Raw genomic sequence first — 19,598 nt, forward strand, 5'->3', positions numbered from 1 at the left:
ATTTTGCGTTGCTATGATTTTGACCGGGATGCCGTTTCTGTCGACTTCCACTGAACCGCTACCCCATTGCTGTAGCGGGCATCCACCCGGCTGACTTCGTCTGAACGTGAAGCCAGCCGTTCCTGATAAACCGTAATAAAGCGCTCGAAGCGCTGCTCGACCTGGTCGCGACCCAGAACCACTTCGATGCCGTTGGCCAGGGTCAGCGTCCAGGCACCGCGATGCTCAAGACTCAGGCCGGCGAATCCGAGATTGTGACCGGTGAGCCTGTCCGACATCGTCCGGGCCATGCTGATAACCTCTTTAACCCGCTCGTCAGGGCCAGCCAGCCGCGGCAGCTTTCCTGCCACTTCGGGGTTATCCGGGGTAAACAGCTCGCCGTTGCGACTCACCAGCCGACCACCATTCCAGTAGGCCAGCGGTTTTTTTTCACGGATCTCAACCTGCAACCGGTCGGGCCAGACACGCTTGACGGCAGCTGACTCCACCCAGGGGCGCTGCTCCAGGCTCTCCTTGATTTGCGAAAGATCGGTAGCGAAAAAACTTCGACCAATCCATTTTCCGGTGCTGCGCTCCAGGGCAGTGCGGTTTTCACCCACCAGGGAGCCAGTCACGTCGATGGCCATGACCTGACGATCCATGGCGTTCAGCACTTCGCCGGTTCCCCAGGGCACCAACGCCGCCAGCAAAACAATACCCGCGCCCATTAACGCCTGCCCCCATGGCATGGCAGCCAATACAGCTTTCAGCAAACCAAACCGGTCCCTCTCCGGCCCAAGGGACGTTGCCCCCCTGCGCTTCGGTGGGTCGGACGGTACCGCCCGGCTCCGGATCAGCAGCGTCTCAAGCATCGTGCGCCTCCAGCGTGTCGGTCAGGATTCTCACCACCAACTCTTCGAAACTTATACCAGCCGCCCTTGCCGACATGGGGACCAGACTGTGGTCCGTCATGCCCGGCACCGTGTTAACTTCCAGCAGCCAGAAATCACCCTTGCTGTCCTGCATGATGTCCACCCGCCCCCAGGTGCGGCAGCCCAGTACCTTGAAGGCGTCCAGCGCCAGGTGCTGGAGTTTCAGTTCGCTATCCGGATCCAGGCCACAGGGGATCTGGTAGCGGGTATCGTCAGCCAGGTACTTGGCGTCGTAGTCGTAGAACACATGGTCCGTGCTCAGACCGATGGCCGGCAGTGGCTGATCCTGGAGCAGGCTAACCGTGAATTCCGGCCCTTCAATCCACTCTTCGACCAGAACCAGTGGATCCAGAACTGCCGCCTCCTCATAGGCCTCAATCAGCTCCTGCCGGCTGGCCACCTTACGAATACCGATGCTGGAGCCTTCCCTCGAAGGCTTGACGCTCAGAGGCGGGGCCAACGTCTGCAATATGCTGTCTGCCTCATCAACCGATCCCATAGCCCGGAACTTTGGTGTTGGCAGCCCACACCCCTTGAACACATACTTGGTCCGCAGCTTGTCCATAGCCAGAGCGGAAGCGAGAAGATCGCTGCCAGTAAAAGGTATACCTGCCTGGGACAGGATTGCCTGGATGGTGCCGTCTTCACCGCCGCGCCCGTGTAGTGCAATGAACACCCGGTCAAACTGCGGGTCTTCCACGGTTTTGAGCAGGCACCCCTGAACATCCACTGCATAAGCATCGACACCAGCCGACAGCAAGGCGGACAACACTGCCTGCCCACTTTTCAGCGAGACCTCGCGCTCAGCAGAGTCCCCCCCCATAAACACGGCGACTCGACCCAGCGCCCTGATGGTCTCCATGTCAGCCTGATAGCCGTGTGTGTCCACCCGGTTAATGTCACTCATCAGCAATCACTCCCGCTGCCGCCAGCCGCGCGGCAACACCACCAATATCACCAGCCCCCTGCGTGATCAGCAGGTCGCCATCCCGCAGGTTATTGGCGAGCAGGGTTTCAATTTCGCTATTGTCTTCCACAAAAACCGGCTCAACGCTCCCGCGCTGACGAATACTGCGGCACAGCGCACGGCTGTCGGCGCCATTAATTGCCGGCTCACCCGCGGAGTAGACTTCCATCAGTAGCAGGCCATCCACTTCCGACAACACGCGTACGAAGTCCTCGTAAAGGTCCCTGGTCCTGGTGTATCTGTGGGGCTGGTACAGCATTACCAGCCGGCGATCGGGCCAGGCGTCGTGGGCAGCACGAATAACCGCCTCGACTTCCGTTGGGTGGTGGCCATAGTCGTCAATCAACGTAATGGTGCCTTTGCGCGTCTTATAGTCGCCATAAACCTGGAACCGGCGACCAACACCGGCGAAGCCCGCCAGGCCCCGGCATATGGCGGCATCTTCCACGCCTTCGTCGGTGGCGACGGCAATGGCTGCCAGTGCGTTCAGCACGTTGTGGCGGCCCGGCATTTTCAACTCCACTTCCAGATCACTGCGCCCTCCCGGGCGACGGACAACAAAGCGCGTCCGGAGCCCGTCGGACTGGATATTTTCGGCGCGGTAATCGGCGTCCGGATTGTCGATGCCATAGGTAATGATGGCGCGGGAAATCCTTGGAATAATTTCCTGCACATAATCGTCATCCACACACATCACGGCGACACCGTAAAAAGGCAGATTGTGAAGGAAATCCACAAAGGTCTGCTTCAGACGCCCCACATCGCCGCCATAGGTATCCATGTGATCCGCTTCAATGTTGGTAACCACGGAGATAACGGGGGTCAGGTGGAGGAATGACGCATCGCTTTCGTCCGCTTCTGCCACCAGATAGCGGGACCCACCCAGCTGCGCGTTGGTGCCGGCGCTGTTGAGCTTGCCGCCGATGACGAAGGTGGGGTCCAGGCCGGCTTCCGCCAGTACGGAAGCAATCAGGCTGGTGGTGGTGGTTTTACCGTGAGTCCCGGCCACAGCAATGCCGTGGCGATAGCGCATGATTTCCGCCAGCATTTCCGCCCGGGGCACAATCGGCACCCGCCGGCTGCGTGCTGCGGCAACTTCCGGGTTCTCCCCTGTCACCGCCGAGGAAACCACTACCACATCGGCCTTTGCGCTGTTGTCCTCGCGATGGCCGATGAACACCTCAATGCCCATGGCTGACAGCCGGTCGGTCACCGCGCCTTCACGGATGTCCGAGCCAGACACTTCATAACCCTGGTTCTTCAGCACTTCGGCAATACCGCTCATGCCGGCGCCGCCAATCCCCACAAAATGGATATTGCGGATACGGCGCATTTCAGGCACCTGAAAGACCAGCGGGGGATTAGTGGACTCAGCCATTGGCGGCCTCCAGACAGTAATTCACGACTCTCTCCGTTGCATCAGGGCGGGCCAGCGTCTTTGCCGCCTTCGCCATATCGATAATCCGGGCGCGATCCTTTCCCAGGTCCGTCAGGGTTTCCGCCAGCAGATCCGCTGACAGTTTTGGCTGCGGAATCAGGATCGCGCCCCTGGCATTCACCATTTGCTGTGCGTTCCGGGTCTGATGATCGTCCACGGCATGGGGAAACGGCACCAGAATCGCTCCAACTCCCGCAACACACAGCTCGGAAACCGTCAGAGCACCAGCGCGGCAGAGCACGATATCCGCCCAGCCATAGGCTTCCGCCATATCCTTGATAAAGGGCTCCACAGACGCTTCCACCCCATGCTCGCTGTAGGCTTTCCGGGCCTCATCTGTATTCTTTTCACCACACTGGTGACGAACGGTCGGGCGCTCGGATTCCGGCATCCTGGCCAGGGCCTCAGGCAATGTCCGGTTAAAGATCTGGGCGCCCAGGCTGCCCCCGACCACCAGTAATCTGAGTGCGCCGGCGCGGCCCGACATCCGTTTTTCCGGTTCCACCAGGGATGCCAGGTCCTGCCTGACCGGATTGCCGGTGCAGCGGGTTACCACATCGGCACCGAAACTGCCGGGAAAGGCCTCCAGCACAGTAGTAGCGAAACGCACCAGAATCCGGTTGGTCATACCGGCAATGGCATTCTGCTCATGGATCACCAGCGGCGACCTGGTAAGCCAGGCGGCCACTCCACCAGGCCCGGTCACAAACCCACCCATCCCGATAACACAGTGGGGGCGTATACCACGGACAACAGAAAACGCCTGCGCCAGTGCCCGCATCAACCGGAACGGCGCCATCACCAACGCCAGCCGGCCCTTCCCCCTCAGGCCCGAAATCTGGATCAGCGAAAGCGGTATGTCGGTTTCACCAATCAGCCGTTCTTCCATACCACCCCGGGAGCCGAGCCAGAAAACCTCATGACCTTTCTCCTGGAGTTTCCTCGCTGTTGCCAGTGCCGGAAACACATGGCCACCGGTGCCTCCGGCCATCATCAGAAAGCGCCGTCTATCAGTCATAAACTGCACCTCCCCTGGCCGCCGGTTTACGGGACTTCTCGACCACCACCTTCTCGCGGTCGAGCCGTTCCATTTCCACCCTTGCCAACACGCCGATGCACACGGCGGTAATCATCAGGCTTGAACCGCCGTAGCTCACCAGTGGTAGTGTCAGTCCCTTGGTTGGCAGCAACCCGGTGCTGACCGACATGTTGATGCTGGCCTGCAGCCCGATCAGCAGGGTTATCCCGTAGGAAAAACAGGCGGCAAACGGCATGTCCGCCTTCTCTGCTCTTCTGGCAATCACGAATCCGGTGACCACAAGCACTGTGAACAGACCAAGCACAATCAGAGAACCCAGCAGCCCGAACTCTTCGGCGATGATTGCGAAGATGAAATCCGTGTGCGCTTCCGGCAGGTAGAACAGCTTCTGCACTGAATTACCGAGCCCGGTACCTGCCCAGTCACCACGACCGAATGCAATCAATGACTGGGTGAGCTGATACCCGGTATCAAACTGGTCTTTCCAGGGATCGAGGTAACTCACAACACGCTTCAACCGATAGGGCTGGGTGAATACCAGCACCGCCCCCATAACCACCAATACACCGATCAGTGGCATGAATCGGCTTAGTCGCACACCACTCAGGAAGATCATGCCGGCGGCCGCGGCCACCAGGACCACTGTGGCGCCGAAATCGGGCTCGATAACCAGTAGCACGGAAGCAATACCGAGTACCCCGAGCGGTTTCAGGAATCCTGCCCAGGTGTTCAGTAATTCATCCCTTCGGCGCACCACATAGCCTGCCAGGTAGGCGATGAGGCAGAGTTTTGCGATCTCGGACACCTGGACATTGAAGAAACCGAAAGAAATCCACCGGGTCGAACCGTTCACGGTGCGTCCGAGCGGCGTCAGCACCAGAAGCAGCGACAGCAGACCAATACCCAACAGCAGCCACCCGCTGCGTTCCCACCAGGAGATCGGCACGTTTACGGCAACCAGGGCAAACATGCAGCCGATACCAGCGAAAATAAGTTGCCGGATCACGTAGTGGTAGCTGTTGCCCATGGTTTCCGCCGCCATGTCCATGGACGCAGAGGAAATCATCACAATGCCCGTCACCAGCAATGCTGCGGAGCTGATAATCAGCAGCGGCAGCGGGCGCAAGTCGCGGAAAAGGCTCTGGTGGTTGGGGAGAGACAGGTCAGCGTGCATCACAACCCCTCCACCTGTTTACGGAAACTGTCACCGCGGTCGTTGTAATCACGAAACATGTCGAAGCTGGCACAGGCTGGTGACAACAGCACCCTGTCCCCGGGCTCTGCCAGACTTGCTGCCTTCCGGACTGCATCCTCCATAGTGGCGGCATTAATAGTCTCGACCTCACCGCCAAGGGCGGAGGCAATAAGCCCTGCATCGGTACCTATCAGCACTACCGCTCTGCAATGAGCCGCGACCGGCTCCGCCAACGGTGAGAAATCGGCACCCTTGCCTTCCCCGCCGGCAATAAGAACAATCTTCCCGTCAACCGGAACCAGGCTTTCGATGGCGGCGACGGTGGCACCCACGTTGGTGCCTTTGGAGTCATTGATGTAATCCACATCACCAACTCTCCGGATAAACTCACAGCGGTGGGGCAGCCCCCTGAAATTCCGCACTGTTTCCAGCATCAGGTTCATTGGCAGGCCCGCTGCGTGCCCCAACGCCAGAGCCGCCATCACATTGCTGATGTTATGCCGGCCCATAAGCCCCAGCTCATCCGCAAGCAGCAGGTTATCGAAACCGAACGTAATCCAGATTCCCTCGTCGTCATCACGGGTGCTGAAGGTATCCGGATTCACACGGTGGAACCCGAAACACAGGAACCGGAGGTTGTCCCGCGCCATCGGAGTACTGAGGGCATCATCCAGATTCACCACCGCATTCCTGCAGCCGTTGAAGATCCGCTGCTTGGCCTGGAAATACGCCATCTTGGTGGGGTAACGGTCCATATGGTCATCGCTGACATTCAGGACAGTTGCCGCCAGGGCATTGAGTTCGTGGGTTGTCTCAAGCTGGAAACTCGACAGCTCAAGCACATAGAGGTCGGCGTTGCGCCCAAGTAGATCCAGTGCAGGCGTGCCGATATTGCCGCCCACTTCCACACGGCGACCGGCGGCCCTTGCCATTTCTCCCACCAGCGTGGTCACGGTGGTTTTACCGTTAGAGCCGGTAATGGCAATAATTGGCGCATCCGCCGCTTCAGAAAACAGATCAATGTCACCACGGATAGCCGCGCCTTTTTCCGCCGCATGACGGATCGCGGGTTCGGCAATGCCGATCCCGGGACTTACTACCAACTCGTTGAAGCCGGCGAACAGCTCGCTATCAAAATCACCGAGATACACAGGGACTTCAGGCCATTGAGCTCTGAGCTCATCCAGACCGGGAGGTGCCGCCCGACTATCAGCCACAGCTACGTCACGGCCTTTTCCGCACAGATAGCGCACGCAGGAGAGCCCGGTTTTACCAAGCCCTACGACCAGCGTGCGACGATCTGAAACGATGACACCCATGGTGTTCTGCTTCCCTATCTCAGTTTCAGGCTGGCGAGGCCAACCAGTACGAGTACAACGGTGACAACCCAGAAGCGCACAATAACGCGCGGCTCTGGCCAGCCTTTCAGTTCAAAATGATGATGCAGCGGCGCCATGCGGAATATCCGTCGACCGGTCAGACGGAAAGACGCTACCTGCAGAATCACGGAAATGGTCTCCATCACGAACACACCACCCATAATGAACAGGACGATCTCCTGCCTCACGATGACCGCCACCACACCCAGGGCCGCGCCCAGAGCGAGAGCGCCCACGTCCCCCATGAACACCTGGGCGGGATAGGTGTTGAACCACAGAAAGCCCAGCCCCGCACCCACCAGTGCGCCGCAGAATACGATCAGTTCCCCGGTTCCCGGCAGGTGGGGGATCAGCAGGTATTCGGCAAACTGCGCATGGCCAGACACATAGGCAAAAATGCCCAGGGCGGCGGCCACCATGACGGTGGGCATGATTGCCAGTCCGTCGAGGCCATCAGTGAGGTTTACCGCGTTACTGCTGCCCACGATCACGAAGTAACTCAGCAGAATGAACAGCACTGGCCCCAGAGTCAGCGATACGTTCTTCAGGAAGGGCACGTAGAGCGAGGTTTCCTGGGGCAGCGATGAGCTCATGAACAGTGCAATTGCTGCCGTAGCACCAATCACCGACTGCCAGAAATACTTCCAGCGCGCTGGCAAACCGCGGGGATTACGCTCTACTACCTTGCGGTAGTCGTCCACCCAGCCGATGGCGCCGAACAGCAGAGTGACCAGGATGGCCACCCAGACATAACGGTTGCTCAGATCCGCCCACAGCAGGGAACTGACACCCACCGCCACCAGAATCAACGCGCCACCCATGGTGGGTGTCCCGGCCTTGCTCAGGTGCGTCTGTGGTCCATCATCACGCACAGCCTGTCCAATCTGGTACTGGCTCAGCTTGCGGATCATCACCGGCCCAATAAGCAGAGATATCAGTAGCGCCGTCAGCACCCCGAAAATCCCGCGGACCGTCAGATACTGGAAGACCGTCAGCGCGGAAAAGTATTGTGATAGAGCCTCTGTCAGCCAGAGCAGCATGTGTTACCCACCTTTTCTTTTATTCCCTCCACCACGCGGTCCATGGCAGAACTGCGAGAACCCTTGACCAGCACCGTCTGTGACTCGGCAGGCCCCTCAAACAGACGACGTACAGCGTCGTCATGGGTCGCACACACCTCAGCGGCATCTCCGAACCCCTCAACGTACCCTTCACAGCCACTGCCCACGACCAGCAGACGTTCGATGCCACGGGCCCTGGCAAATTCACCGACTTCCCGGTGCAGTGCCAGACTGTCGGCGCCCAGCTCTGCCATGGCTCCCAGTACCGCAACACGGCTACCACTGCGCGCCGCCAACACACCCAATGCTGCTTTTATGGACGCAGGGTTGGCGTTGTAGCTGTCATCAATAACCGTCAACCGGGGCGACAGCTGAAGAATCTGCAAACGCCCCTTTACAGCCTGCACGGAGGCAAGCCCTTCCTGCATGGCCTGGTCACTGGCACCCAATTCACGGGCAGCCGCGATCGCCAGCAGTGCATTGGTAACGTTATGTTCACCGTGTAATGGCAGGCTCACATCACAAACCCAGCCTTCGGGGCCACGGGCACCAAAGGTCAGCGAATCGCCATCATCACGGACATCATCGGCAAAGTAATCGCCACCGGCGCTGGCCTGCCTGCTGACACCGATTACCCGGCGACCACCGGCTCTCTGCCGCCAAACTTCAAATGCCGGATCGTCCCTGTTGAGAACCACGAGCCCGGATTCCACAACGCCGTCAATGATTTCACCCTTGGCCCGTACGACGTTGTCATAACCACCGAACCCCTCCAGGTGGGCCTGACCGGCGTTGGTCAGGATCGACACATTTGGGCGCACAATGTTCACTGTGTGGGCGATTTCATTCAGTCCACTGGCACCCAGCTCTATCACCCCGTACTCGTGCTCCGGGGCAAGCCGGAACAGGGTCAGGGGAACACCAATGTGATTGTTGAGATTGCCCTCGGTGACCAGGGTATTGCCGACACCGGAAAGAATGGCGGCAACCATTTCCCGCACCGTGGTTTTGCCACTGCTTCCGGTGATGGCCACAAACCGCGCCGAACTGACGTTTCGGTTCCCGGCAGCCAGTCTTGCCAGCGCCTCGATAGTGTCCGGCACCTGTATTTGCGGGAGCGAAACGTCAGGATCAGCCTTGTCCACAACCGCCCCTACGGCGCCCGCCTTTTCAGCGACAGCGAGGTAATCATGTCCGTCGAAGTTTTCACCTCTCAGCGCCACAAACAGGTCACCTCTGGCGATGCTACGGGTATCGGTCGAGATGCCCTGGAACGCCAGCCCCTCCAGGCTGCTTCCAGCTGCTACTCCGTCCAGCCATTTCAATGCCTCTGTCAGGGTGAACGCCTGCATCATGCGACACCTCCATTCAGTGACAGTGCGTGACGGACCTGCTCGGCGTCACTGAACGGAATGCGCTGGCCTGCCACTTCCTGCCAGGCTTCATGCCCCTTGCCAGCAATCAGCACGATATCCCCTTCCACGGCCGATTGGATGGCCTGGCGAATAGCCTCCGCACGATCGTGAACGACCGTTACCTTCTCGGGGTGAACAAACCCACTGACAATGTCCGCTACGATGGCTTCCGGAGCCTCTGTACGGGGATTGTCATCAGTCACGATAACCACGTCCGCTGCGTTTTCCGCTTCCCTGGCCATCTCCGGGCGCTTGCCGGTATCGCGATTTCCGCCACAGCCGAAAACACAGAACAGGCGGCCACTGACATGAGGGCGTAACGCCGCCAGCGCACTGTTGAGGGCATCGGGAGTATGGGCATAATCCACAACCACACGGACACCGTTACCCCCGGTGAATGGCTCCAGCCGGCCCGGCGGCGGCGACAGGCGCTCAACCGCAAGCTGGACCCGCTCCACCGGCACGCCAAGACTCAGTACCGCCGCCATGGCCGCCAGGATGTTGCTGACATTGAAGCTTCCCAGTACCGGCGCGGAGATTTCAAACCGGCCCCAGAGTCCATCAACACTGGCAGAAAATCCGTCAACAGAAGGGGAGAATTCCGTCAACCAAAGCTCAGTCTGGGCTTCATGCAGGCTGTAACGGACGCGATCGCACTTGCCCTCAAGCTGCTCATAGAGCTGCCGTCCAAAAGGATCGTCAAAATTGACCACAGCGAAGTGCAGCTCTTCACGCTCAAACAGCCGCGCCTTTGCCGCCCCGTACGCCTCCATGGAACCGTGGTAGTCAAGATGGTCCCTGGTAAGATTGGTAAAGACCGCCCCGGTCATCGTCAGGTTATCAATCCGTCCCTGATCAAGAGCATGGGACGACACCTCCATCGCTACAGCACGCCCGCCCTGGGCAAGAATCCGTGACAGGACGCGATTTATCTGCACAACATCAGGTGTTGTATGGGAGCCTTCCTGCAAGGCACCGTGCATGCCGTATCCCAGCGTACCTATGACACCACAGGGAGTACCGGTTTCCTGTAACAGTGTTGCTACGTAGTGACTCACCGAGGTTTTTCCGTTCGTGCCGGTCACCCCTATCAGACGCAACCGCTGGGACGGGTGCTCAAAGAACCGGTCCGCGATTTTTCCGAGCTGTGCCCGCAAATTCGTCACCGGGACAACCAGCACGCCCTCATGCTCATGGCATTCATCCGGTTCCGCTACTTCCAGCAGGATAACTGTGGCACCGGCATCAATGGCCTGTTCAATGTAATGATCTGCAGGCGTTCGGGCCCCCGCCAGGGCAATAAACGCATCGCCTGCCCTGACCTCCCGGCTGTCGGTTTTCAGGCCGTGGATCGTGACATCAAACACCGATGGCACCGGCGCGATTCCCTGCAACAATGTGCTGAGTGATGTAATACACATAACCCTAACCCCGCTCCCCGGGTAGCCGACGTGACGTATCCGTCTCGCCCAGCTCCAGTTCCGGCTTTACGTTCAGCAACCGCAACGCACCTCCCATCACCCGGGCGAATACCGGCGCTGCCACTTCACCACCGTAATATTCTCCGGACTGAGGAGCATCGACAGCCACTACTGTGACAATCCTCGGATTGTCGATCGGAGCCATACCCGCAAAAATCGCTTTGTACTGGCTATCTTCGTAACCGTCCTTTCCAACCAGGTGGACTGTTCCGGTTTTGCCTCCAGCTGAATAGAATCCGGGCTGCGCGCGTTTTCCGGTGCCATTCTCCACCACTTCCCGCAACATCTTCCTGATCTGGAATGAGACGTCCTCAGACAGAACTCGTTCCCCAACAGGTTTTTCCTCAGCCTTCAGCAGGCTCAGGGGATAACGAATACCTCCGTTGGCCAGCACCATATAAGCCTGCGCAAGTTGAAGTGCATTGACGCTCATGCCATACCCGTAAGACAGTGTCGCTTCTTCCACAGGCCGCCACTTGGGCGGTGCCGGAAGCACACCAACGGCCTCTCCCGGGAAGCCGATACCTGTTGGCTGGCCCAGACCGAGGCGGGCATAGAGGTTCCGTATGGTGTCTCCTCCCAGCTCGGTGGCAATTTTGCTGATGCCCACGTTGCTCGATTTTGAAATCACGTCGGTCAGACTGATCACACCATAATTCCGGTGATCACGGATCGTAAAACGACCAAAGCGCCGATACCCCGGCGCTGTGTCTATGGTGCTTGTGGCTCTGAACTTTCCGGACTCCAGAGCTGCTGCCATCGAGATCGGCTTCATTGTGGAGCCGGGCTCGAAGAGATCGGTAATTGCTTTGTTCCGCAAACGGTCAGGACTGAGCTGGCTTCGATCATTGGGGTTATAGGAGCCCTGATTCACCATGGCCAGCACTTCACCGGTATCCACATCCAGCATTACCAGGGTCCCGCCTCTGGCATCGTGGGCGCTGACTACTGCCTTCAGTTCCCGGTAAGCCAGGTACTGCAACCGCAGATCAATACTCAGTTCAAGGTCGCGACCGGGTCTTGCATCACGTATGAGGGTCAGGTCTTTGATGACCCGCCCACGATTGTCCTTCAGGACCCGCTTGCGACCGCTCTCACCGCTCAACCACTGGTTGTAGGCCAGTTCAATCCCTTCCTGACCACTCTCATCAATATTGGTGAACCCGACAACATGAGCGGTCACCTCTCCAGCCGGATAATACCGACGGTACTCCTGGCGGCTGTACACCCCGGGTATGTTCATCGCTAACACCTGCCGCGCGATTTCTGGCTGCAGCTTGCGACGCAGATAAATAAACTCCCGGCCTGCGTATTTCCGCAGGCGCTGGCGAAGTTTGGCCTCCGAGAGTCTCAGTAACCGCGCGACATTTGTCAGGCGCGGTTCATCGGCATCAATTTCAGAGGGATTGGCCCAGATGGTCTGAACCGGCGTACTCACCGCCAGCGACTCGCCATGACGGTCCGTCACCACACCCCTGTGGGCATCAATACTTTCTACCCGTATGGTTCGCACATCGCCCTGCTTACGCAGGAACTCGTTGTCCACCACATGCAGGTCTACCAGGCGCCATGCCAGGGCACCCACCACCACCAGGAAAACACCCAGCACGGTGCCATACCGCCAGGCTCCAAGCCCGGCAGCCAGTCGCTGGCCCCATGTTGCTGTCTTTCCCTGATCCGACAATGTCTTCACCTTACGGTTTATTATTCTCGTTTATCGCGCCCCGACGAGGGGCGCCATCAATGGCACCAGGACAATATCCTGCTTGCCTGGCACAACCATGCCAAAACGCTCCGACGCCAACCGCTCGACCCTGCCATGAGCACTCAGGGCACTTTGCTCCAGCAACAGCTGACTCCATTCCCGCTGGTAGTTGTCGCGCTGTTCCTGTAATTGGGACAGGGTGTTGAATAGCTCCCGGTTCTCATGGGCACTGACCACAACCCCCAGCGAGGACACGATCAACAGCATCACCAACCCCATGGATATCAGCACCGACTTCTGCTGAAGTGCGGCAAAAACCTGCTGAGACAACCTGACTGCCGTGGCTACACCGTCCCTGACACGCTGTTTGTTCAGCCGTGCTGTTTTTGTTGGTTGCTCAATGGCTACCGCGCCCATGATTACGCGCTCCCCTGACTATTCTGTTCCGGTATCCGTTCGAGTACGCGCATTACCGCGCTTCTCGCCCGTACGTTGTCACTCACTTCTTCCGTATCCGCTTTGCTGGCCTTCCCAATCAACCGGAACGCCGATGCTTCCTGTTCCGCTGTAACCGGCACACCTTTCGGCATCCGTGGGCCACGGGCCAGATCCCGCATAAACCGCTTGACCAGACGGTCCTCCAGCGAGTGAAAGCTGATGACTACCAGCCTTCCCCCGGGCATCAGTTTTTCAGCCGCAGCACTGAGCCCGATCTCCAGGTCTTCCAGTTCCCGGTTGATAAAGATCCGGATTGCCTGAAAGGTCCGGGTGGCCGGGTGCTTGTGCTTCTCTTTCCTGGGAACCGCCTCGCTGACCAGTGAAGCCAGTTGATGGGTTGTCTCCAGCGGCTGTTCCTTTCGGCGCTCCACAACGAGACGGGCGATACGGCGGGAGAATTTTTCCTCACCGTATCGCCAGATCACGTTTGCGATGTCTTTTTCGTCCGCCTCGGCCAGCCACTGCGCCGCACTCGGCGCCTGCCCCGGGTCCATTCTCATATCCAGTGGACCATCCCGCATGAAGCTGAAACCCCGGGTGGCGTCATCCAGTTGCGGAGAGGAAACACCCAGATCCAGTAGAACGCCATTCACCGTCTTCCACCCCTGGGCATCAGCAGCTTCTCCCAGCTCGGCAAAAGAGCCGTGAAACGGCAGAAAGCGTGGGTCTTCAATCGCCAGGTCACGGGCTACCTGAATGGCTTCCGGATCCTTGTCGATGCCCAGCAGCTTCCCACCTGGCCCAAGCTGGCCGAGAATCAGACGACTGTGGCCACCACGACCGAAGGTGCCATCGATATAGACGCCATCCGGATCGTTAATGAGCAGATCGACCGCCGAGTCCAGGAGCACCGAGCGGTGCCGGTACTGCCCGGGAGGCTCCTGCCTGCGGTCAGTAGTCATAGCGACAACGCCTCCATTTCTGGTGGCATCTCGTCTTCGTCTGATGACTCATCAAGCCATGCAAACCAACGCTCTTCGCTCCAGAGTTCCAGTTTTTTGCCCTGGCCAATCAACATCAGTTTTTTCTCGAGCCTGGCATAACTGCGCAATGTGGGCGGCACCAGAATGCGGCCGGCGGAGTCCAGTTCCAGCGGCGTGGCATGCCCCAACAACAGACGCTGAAGCCTGCGGGCAGCCTTGTTCATGTTGGGAAGGGCTTCGATCTGCGGTCTCAATGCCTCCCACTGCGGCTCCGGGTATACCAGCAGACAGCGCTCTTCGTCGGCATTGGCCGTCAACACGATGCGACCGCCACAGGCATGCGCGAGTTCTTCACGCACCCTGGCGGGGATCGCAAGGCGACCCTTCGCATCCATATTGATGGCATGACTGCCAAGAAAATTGCTCATCTGCACCTATTCCGGGGTTTTGAAACCACAAATATCCACTAGAAACCACTTTTTCCCACTTGTGCACACTATAGAAACACGCAATACACAATGCAAGCGCCGCGAACAACGCCACACCCGGGAAAGTTCCTTTTATGACAAGAGGTTACAGAACAAGATTGGCAACAGACTGGAGATTACGGAAAAGAAAAACCTAAAAATCAATCACCTGCAGAGAGAACTGAAGATGACAAGTGAGCTGTAAGATTTTTTGGCTATAAAAGCCTGCTGGTGAGAATGACAAATTTCACATAAAGCGGAAAAGAAAAAAGAGCTCGCCGGTAAGCCGGGTTCTGTCTGGGACAGTCATTCATCTAGGGCCTGCGTCACCGCAGGCCTCAAGCGACCTACCCGAATCCAGCGCGGGCCACGCCATTGGATTCCTATTTGGTCTTGCTCCAGGTGGGGTTTACCATCGCCGTGAACTGTTGCCAGTCACGCGGTGCGCTCTTACCGCACCATTTCACCCTTACCGGTGACCGCGAACATGTCACGGCCACTTAGGCGGTATACTTTCTGTTGCACTTTCCGTCGGCTCACGCCGCCCAGGCGTTACCTGGCACCTTGCCCTATGGAGCCCGGACTTTCCTCCCCCGGTAAAACCGGCGGCGACTGTCTGGCGAGCTCGGGCAAGACGATACTCCAGCGCCGGTTGACAGGCAAGGAAAAACGAACCCGTGACCATGGATTGCGGGATAATGTATCGATGACTGGCCACTATTCGGCCTTCAACTCCAGCGCACGCTGATAGAGTTCGTTCTTGGAGCTGCCAGTCAACTGCGCCGCCAGCTTCGCCGCTTTCTTAACCGGCAACTCGGTCAACAGCAGCGCCAGCATCCGGTCCACTTCATCTGATCCGGCAGACAACTCTTCCGCACTGGCACCGTGGACCATCACCACAAATTCGCCACGACTACCATGGGGATCCGCCTCAATCGCCTCCCTGACCCGGGTCGCCTGCCCCGCATAGAACGTCTCGAATGTCTTGGTAAGCTCCCTGGCCAGAACCAGTTCACGACCAGGACCCATCACCTGCTCGATATCCCTGACAGCATCAACAATCCGATGGGGTGACTCATAGAACACAAGGGTTGCCGACTCCCTTGCCATTCGCTCCAGCGCTGCCTTCCGCGCACCCTGCCTGGCCGGCAGAAACCCAGCAAAAAGAAACCGGTCCGTCGGCAGTCCCGCCGCGCTCAATGCTGAAATAAGTGCACAGGCGCCGGGCACCGGCGTCACGCGATAGCCCTGAGACCTGGCTTCCCGGACCAGAACAAACCCGGGATCCGAGATCAGCGGGGTCCCGGCGTCGGAAATAAGAGCCACATCCTGGCCTGCTGAAAGCTTTTCCAGCACCTGTTCGGCCTTATCCCGCTCATTGTGCTCGTGCAGGGCCATCATGGGTTTGCTGATACCCAGATGCTGCAACAGCCGACCGCTATGCCGGGTATCCTCCGCAGCAATCACAGCCACCCGTGATAAAATGGCGGCGGCCCTGGGGGACATGTCGTCCAGGTTACCGATTGGCGTGGCGACGATATACAGCGTGCCGCCCTGATCTATCAGTGTGTTTTCTGAGCTCACGATTCCTCTCTTTGCCCCTGTGCATGACACCAACTTCATGTGAATTCACTTTGGAGCTGTTAAACTTGCGGCCTGACAAAGCAAACCATTCATGGGAAGCCCGGCGGGAACGAGGCTTCCGGCATGATGCCGCCGATTACCCGGCGCCACAAGCGTAATAACCCGGAGTATTGTGAGCCAGCCATGACCAAATACCGCCTGAACGTGAGAACCGCCGCCCTCCTTATGGTGATGGCACTGCTGTTTTCGGGTTGCGCCAGTGTGAACCTGGACTCCCACGTCGCCGAGACAGCCAGTGAGGCCATAGACATCGCTGCCGACGAAACTGACCGGCAAGAAGCCCATACCTACCTGTTGCGTGCCGCAGACAGATTCCAGAACCGGAACCAGCACCGCGACGCCAGAAAAATTCTGCAAAGCGAGCAGTTTGCCGCAGCGGATGAGGCAATCGCCAATCAGCGGGTACTTCTGTCCATGGCGAGCGCAACGGCTCTGGACGACACCCAGTGGGCAGTGGATATCACATCGGAGATCAAGCCGGACCACTTCCTGAACTATGACCAGAATCTGATTGACCGGGCGGCCAGACTGCAGGAAAAAAACTATCGCCTTGCAGGCAACAACCTGGCGGCGGCGATTACCCTGATCCTGCTGGCAGAATCTGACGCTCAGGCTGACACCCAGTCTCTCCATGATGACATCTGGCAGAACCTGAAACAGACCCCGGATTCCCAACTGGCTGACGAGCGGGATCTTGCTATTGGCTATGAAGCTCAGGGCTGGCTTGAGCTGGCCGGCATACTCAGAGAACCGGAAGCCAACCTGGATGAACAGGGCAGAATGATCCGCAACTGGCAGAACAACTGGCCAGACCATCCCGCAGCAACAACACTGCCGGCAGAGCTTCAGCTCATTGCCAGCCTGGCGGAGACACGCCCGGAACGGATCACTCTTGCCATTCCACTCAGTGGCCCTCTGGCCAGTGCCGGCGCGGCCATCCGTGACGGTTTTTTTGCGGCATTTTACGAGGATGAGTCCGCGGACCGGGAGAAGATCTCTCTGCGGGTGGTAGATACATCCGACCGCCCCTTTCCCCAGATTTATGAAGAGCTGACAAACGAGGACCAGGATCTGATCGTCGGCCCACTCGAAAAAGACGCACTGGCGACACTGTCAGACATGGACTCCTTGCCAGTTCCTGTTCTTGGCCTGAATTACCTGCCGTCAGGCATGGAGCCCCCATCCGGACTTTACCAGTTCGGCCTGTCGGCAGAGGACGAGGCCCGGCAAATCGCCAATCGGATGACCGCTGAGGGCATTGAACAGGTCCTGGTACTCATTCCCGCAGGCGAATGGGGCGACAGGCTTGAGACTGCCCTGCTCCAGCGCCTGGAACAGAACGACGGTGTGGCACTGGACATCGAACGCTATTTCCGGGAAGACAACCTGAGAGCCGTGACTGCCGACCTGCTGGGAATCACCGTTTCCCGCGATCGCGCCATCGATGTTGAACGCACCGCTGGTATCAATGTGGAATTCGAACCCCGGCGTCGCCAGGATGCAGACGGCATTGTCATGGTTGCGGAGCCTACCATTGCACGCCAGTTCAAGCCGTTATTCGCCTTCTATTTTGGCGGCAATCTGCCGGTATACTCACCCTCCATGGTCTATGAGGGCAGCCCGGATCCATCCCGGGACCGAGATCTGAACGGTGTCATTTTCACCGACACGCCCTGGATACTGAAAGATGACAATCAGTTCCGTAGCATTGTAAAAGAGGCGATGCCGGATATCAGAGGCCAACTTGGCCGCCTGTTCGCAATGGGGGCAGACGCCTGGAACCTCAGCAAACGCCTTCCCCTGCTAAAGCATGTCGACGGGGCAACCATTGAAGGGCAGACAGGAAAGCTGACCATGACCCCTGAGGGCAGCATCCATCGGAAACAGCTGTGGGCGCAATTCCGTAACGGTACCCCGGAGCGACTGCCCCCGCTGGAAAAGCCCTCGACTATGGAAACCCAGAAAACAACAGAACTCCCCCAAGCGGAACAGTAACGGCAGGGATCTGCCATGGATGGCACCCAGAAAACCCGAAAATCGACCGGCAATCATGCAGAAGGTGTCGCAGCCCGCTACCTCATTAGCCGCGGGGTCGACATCCTTGAGCGCAACGTATTCAGCCGCGGGGGTGAAATTGACCTTGTCGGTATTGATAATGGAACACTGGTGTTTTTTGAAGTTCGCTTCCGTGGGCACGGCAGCCTTGCTGGCGCGGCAGAGTCCATAACTCCTTCAAAACAGAAGCGACTGATCAGGGCTGCCTCGTTCTATCTCCACAGGCATGGTCAGTGGAACACTTTCAGCCGAATCGACGTTGTTGCGATCGCACCGGGCGAACGCAGCAAATACCGGATACAATGGATCAAAAATGCGATTCAGGTTTGATTATGACGGATACCGAGCAACAGATAAATCAGTGGTTTGCGAATCACATGGAGCACACCGCCCATGCTGCAAGCTCGACAGCCCCCGACATAGAGAAAGCCTCGGATGCTCTCGTCGGCACCCTGCTCAATGACGGAAAGATTATCACCTGCGCCAATGGCAACGCCAACATCCTTGCTCAGTACTTCTGCACAGCACTGCTGAATCGGTTCGAGCAGGATCGTCCCGCACTACCGGCCATCAACCTTGGAGCAGACGCGACAACCTACTCTGCGATCTGTCGCGACAACCGTTTCAACGACACCTTTTCCAGGCAGGTGAGGGCCATAGGCAAAGCCGATGACCTGTTAATGGTCTTTGTTGATGATGGACACAAGGCTAACCTTATTCAGGCCATACAGGCGGCACATGACCGGGAAATGAACGTGGTGGTGCTCAGCGCCAAGGAAAAGACCGATATCACCTCGTTACTACACCCCGAAGACCATGAAATTGCCCTCGACAATCTCTCTCCAACTGCAGCTGCCCCGATCATGCTTTTGGTTATCAATGCCCTTTGCGGGCTGATCGACGAAAAACTCTTTGGCGGATAAGAAAAAAGCCAGCTGGTGATACCAGCTGGCTTTTCGGGTCGATCACGACTTTCATTATCCAACAGCGCTATTTCACAACCTTCAGCGTTGGCCGGCCACTGGGCCGATCTCCGTTCTGCCCACCATCTCCCGCACTGTCCCCATCCTTGCTTCCAGGACCCTCGGGATCCGGAGAACCGGGCTCACTACCAAACACCATACCCTCGCCATTTTCCTTGGCATAGACTGCCATGACCGCTTGCAGGGGAATGAACACCTGCATGGGCACGCCACCGAAACGCGCACTGAACTCAAGCGCACCGTTACCAATCACCAGGCCACGTACGGCCCCGGGACTGATGTTGAGCACTATTTGCCCGTTTGCAACGTGCTCAGTCGGGACCTGGACCCCCTGAACCCCTGCATCAACCACAATGTATGGAGTGCAGTCATTATCGAGAATCCACTCATTGAACGCCCTGACGAGATACGGGCGGCTCGATGTCATGGTTATCTTG

Annotated in this window: 18 protein-coding genes and 1 other RNA gene; 3 read left to right on the plus strand and 16 right to left on the minus strand. The window is 58.1% G+C overall.

What is annotated here, in order from left to right; all coding sequences use genetic code 11:
• Positions 1-11 precede the first annotated feature (11 nt).
• The 15 genes from QPM17_RS06295 to rsmI all read right to left on the minus strand — a co-directional run bounded on the left by QPM17_RS06295 (position 12) and on the right by rsmI (position 16,063).
• Positions 12-851, minus strand: a complete 840-nt coding sequence (locus QPM17_RS06295) for a cell division protein FtsQ/DivIB (RefSeq protein WP_285389720.1) — start codon at positions 849-851, stop codon at positions 12-14.
• The gene (locus QPM17_RS06300) at positions 844-1,818 is read right to left on the minus strand and encodes a D-alanine--D-alanine ligase (protein WP_285389721.1); all 975 of its coding nucleotides are present in this window, start codon (positions 1,816-1,818) and stop codon (positions 844-846) included. The genes QPM17_RS06295 and QPM17_RS06300 overlap by 8 nt, the downstream gene beginning before the upstream one ends.
• The gene (gene murC / locus QPM17_RS06305) at positions 1,811-3,256 is read right to left on the minus strand and encodes a UDP-N-acetylmuramate--L-alanine ligase (RefSeq protein WP_285389722.1); all 1,446 of its coding nucleotides are present in this window, start codon (positions 3,254-3,256) and stop codon (positions 1,811-1,813) included. The genes QPM17_RS06300 and murC overlap by 8 nt, the downstream gene beginning before the upstream one ends.
• Complete coding sequence (murG, locus tag QPM17_RS06310; protein WP_285389723.1) at positions 3,249-4,334, minus strand: undecaprenyldiphospho-muramoylpentapeptide beta-N-acetylglucosaminyltransferase; 1,086 nt, start codon at positions 4,332-4,334, stop codon at positions 3,249-3,251. The genes murC and murG overlap by 8 nt, the downstream gene beginning before the upstream one ends.
• Complete coding sequence (gene ftsW / locus QPM17_RS06315; RefSeq protein WP_285389777.1) at positions 4,327-5,529, minus strand: putative lipid II flippase FtsW; 1,203 nt, start codon at positions 5,527-5,529, stop codon at positions 4,327-4,329. Before ftsW ends, murG begins: the two co-directional genes overlap by 8 nt.
• Positions 5,529-6,869 (minus strand): UDP-N-acetylmuramoyl-L-alanine--D-glutamate ligase, encoded by a 1,341-nt coding sequence (gene murD, locus QPM17_RS06320; RefSeq protein WP_285389724.1) that lies wholly within the window; start codon positions 6,867-6,869, stop codon positions 5,529-5,531. Before murD ends, ftsW begins: the two co-directional genes overlap by 1 nt.
• 14 nt (positions 6,870-6,883) lie before the next feature.
• Positions 6,884-7,969: a phospho-N-acetylmuramoyl-pentapeptide-transferase gene (gene mraY, locus QPM17_RS06325; protein WP_285389725.1), complete on the minus strand. Its 1,086-nt coding sequence runs from the start codon at positions 7,967-7,969 to the stop codon at positions 6,884-6,886.
• Positions 7,954-9,345: a UDP-N-acetylmuramoyl-tripeptide--D-alanyl-D-alanine ligase gene (locus QPM17_RS06330; RefSeq protein WP_285389726.1), complete on the minus strand. Its 1,392-nt coding sequence runs from the start codon at positions 9,343-9,345 to the stop codon at positions 7,954-7,956. The genes mraY and QPM17_RS06330 overlap by 16 nt, the downstream gene beginning before the upstream one ends.
• Positions 9,342-10,826, minus strand: a complete 1,485-nt coding sequence (locus tag QPM17_RS06335) for a UDP-N-acetylmuramoyl-L-alanyl-D-glutamate--2,6-diaminopimelate ligase (RefSeq protein ID WP_285389727.1) — start codon at positions 10,824-10,826, stop codon at positions 9,342-9,344. The genes QPM17_RS06330 and QPM17_RS06335 overlap by 4 nt, the downstream gene beginning before the upstream one ends.
• 4 nt (positions 10,827-10,830) lie before the next feature.
• Positions 10,831-12,570 (minus strand): peptidoglycan D,D-transpeptidase FtsI family protein, encoded by a 1,740-nt coding sequence (locus QPM17_RS06340; RefSeq protein WP_285389728.1) that lies wholly within the window; start codon positions 12,568-12,570, stop codon positions 10,831-10,833.
• Positions 12,571-12,600: 30 nt separating this feature from the next.
• The gene (ftsL, locus tag QPM17_RS06345; protein ID WP_285389729.1) at positions 12,601-13,008 is read right to left on the minus strand and encodes a cell division protein FtsL; all 408 of its coding nucleotides are present in this window, start codon (positions 13,006-13,008) and stop codon (positions 12,601-12,603) included.
• Positions 13,009-13,010: 2 nt separating this feature from the next.
• The gene (gene rsmH, locus QPM17_RS06350) at positions 13,011-13,991 is read right to left on the minus strand and encodes a 16S rRNA (cytosine(1402)-N(4))-methyltransferase RsmH (protein ID WP_285389730.1); all 981 of its coding nucleotides are present in this window, start codon (positions 13,989-13,991) and stop codon (positions 13,011-13,013) included.
• Positions 13,988-14,440: a division/cell wall cluster transcriptional repressor MraZ gene (gene mraZ / locus QPM17_RS06355; RefSeq protein ID WP_027831048.1), complete on the minus strand. Its 453-nt coding sequence runs from the start codon at positions 14,438-14,440 to the stop codon at positions 13,988-13,990. Before mraZ ends, rsmH begins: the two co-directional genes overlap by 4 nt.
• A 305-nt stretch (positions 14,441-14,745) precedes the next feature.
• Positions 14,746-15,107, minus strand: an RNA gene (gene rnpB / locus QPM17_RS06360) — RNase P RNA component class A.
• Positions 15,108-15,196: 89 nt separating this feature from the next.
• The gene (rsmI, locus tag QPM17_RS06365) at positions 15,197-16,063 is read right to left on the minus strand and encodes a 16S rRNA (cytidine(1402)-2'-O)-methyltransferase (RefSeq protein WP_285389731.1); all 867 of its coding nucleotides are present in this window, start codon (positions 16,061-16,063) and stop codon (positions 15,197-15,199) included.
• Between the two features lie 123 nt (positions 16,064-16,186).
• On the opposite strand from rsmI, the gene QPM17_RS06370 reads away from it, so the two are divergent.
• Genes QPM17_RS06370 through QPM17_RS06380 form a run of 3 tightly spaced genes read left to right on the plus strand, consistent with a single transcriptional unit; the run spans position 16,187 to position 19,101 of the window.
• Positions 16,187-18,118 (plus strand): penicillin-binding protein activator, encoded by a 1,932-nt coding sequence (locus QPM17_RS06370; RefSeq protein WP_285389732.1) that lies wholly within the window; start codon positions 16,187-16,189, stop codon positions 18,116-18,118.
• Positions 18,119-18,133: 15 nt separating this feature from the next.
• A complete protein-coding gene (locus QPM17_RS06375) occupies positions 18,134-18,508 on the plus strand; it encodes a YraN family protein (RefSeq protein WP_285389733.1) in 375 nt (124 codons plus the stop codon).
• 2 nt (positions 18,509-18,510) lie between these two features.
• A complete protein-coding gene (locus tag QPM17_RS06380; protein WP_285389734.1) occupies positions 18,511-19,101 on the plus strand; it encodes an SIS domain-containing protein in 591 nt (196 codons plus the stop codon).
• A gap of 67 nt (positions 19,102-19,168) precedes the next feature.
• On the opposite strand, the gene QPM17_RS06385 is transcribed toward QPM17_RS06380, so the two are convergent.
• Complete coding sequence (locus tag QPM17_RS06385) at positions 19,169-19,588, minus strand: ClpXP protease specificity-enhancing factor (RefSeq protein WP_285389778.1); 420 nt, start codon at positions 19,586-19,588, stop codon at positions 19,169-19,171.
• Positions 19,589-19,598 lie beyond the last annotated feature (10 nt).

Source organism: Marinobacter azerbaijanicus, assembly GCF_030250645.1.
In the GTDB taxonomy this organism is placed as follows: Bacteria; Pseudomonadota; Gammaproteobacteria; order Pseudomonadales; family Oleiphilaceae; genus Marinobacter; species Marinobacter azerbaijanicus.

What these genes read in the sequence shown, in the direction of transcription:
- ftsL (WP_285389729.1), bottom strand. Translation starts at nt 13,008, where the DNA reads ATGGGCGCGGTAGCCATTGAGCAACCAACAAAAACAGCACGGCTGAAC.
- QPM17_RS06380 (WP_285389734.1), top strand. Translation starts at nt 18,511, where the DNA reads ATGACGGATACCGAGCAACAGATAAATCAGTGGTTTGCGAATCACATG.
- QPM17_RS06370 (WP_285389732.1), top strand. Translation starts at nt 16,187, where the DNA reads ATGATGCCGCCGATTACCCGGCGCCACAAGCGTAATAACCCGGAGTAT.
- QPM17_RS06300 (WP_285389721.1), bottom strand. Translation starts at nt 1,818, where the DNA reads ATGAGTGACATTAACCGGGTGGACACACACGGCTATCAGGCTGACATG.
- murD (WP_285389724.1), bottom strand. Translation starts at nt 6,869, where the DNA reads ATGGGTGTCATCGTTTCAGATCGTCGCACGCTGGTCGTAGGGCTTGGT.
- QPM17_RS06385 (WP_285389778.1), bottom strand. Translation starts at nt 19,588, where the DNA reads ATGACATCGAGCCGCCCGTATCTCGTCAGGGCGTTCAATGAGTGGATT.
- murC (WP_285389722.1), bottom strand. Translation starts at nt 3,256, where the DNA reads ATGGCTGAGTCCACTAATCCCCCGCTGGTCTTTCAGGTGCCTGAAATG.
- QPM17_RS06335 (WP_285389727.1), bottom strand. Translation starts at nt 10,826, where the DNA reads ATGTGTATTACATCACTCAGCACATTGTTGCAGGGAATCGCGCCGGTG.
- mraZ (WP_027831048.1), bottom strand. Translation starts at nt 14,440, where the DNA reads ATGAGCAATTTTCTTGGCAGTCATGCCATCAATATGGATGCGAAGGGT.
- QPM17_RS06375 (WP_285389733.1), top strand. Translation starts at nt 18,134, where the DNA reads ATGGATGGCACCCAGAAAACCCGAAAATCGACCGGCAATCATGCAGAA.
- rsmH (WP_285389730.1), bottom strand. Translation starts at nt 13,991, where the DNA reads ATGACTACTGACCGCAGGCAGGAGCCTCCCGGGCAGTACCGGCACCGC.
- ftsW (WP_285389777.1), bottom strand. Translation starts at nt 5,529, where the DNA reads ATGCACGCTGACCTGTCTCTCCCCAACCACCAGAGCCTTTTCCGCGAC.
- mraY (WP_285389725.1), bottom strand. Translation starts at nt 7,969, where the DNA reads ATGCTGCTCTGGCTGACAGAGGCTCTATCACAATACTTTTCCGCGCTG.
- QPM17_RS06330 (WP_285389726.1), bottom strand. Translation starts at nt 9,345, where the DNA reads ATGATGCAGGCGTTCACCCTGACAGAGGCATTGAAATGGCTGGACGGA.
- murG (WP_285389723.1), bottom strand. Translation starts at nt 4,334, where the DNA reads ATGACTGATAGACGGCGCTTTCTGATGATGGCCGGAGGCACCGGTGGC.
- QPM17_RS06295 (WP_285389720.1), bottom strand. Translation starts at nt 851, where the DNA reads ATGCTTGAGACGCTGCTGATCCGGAGCCGGGCGGTACCGTCCGACCCA.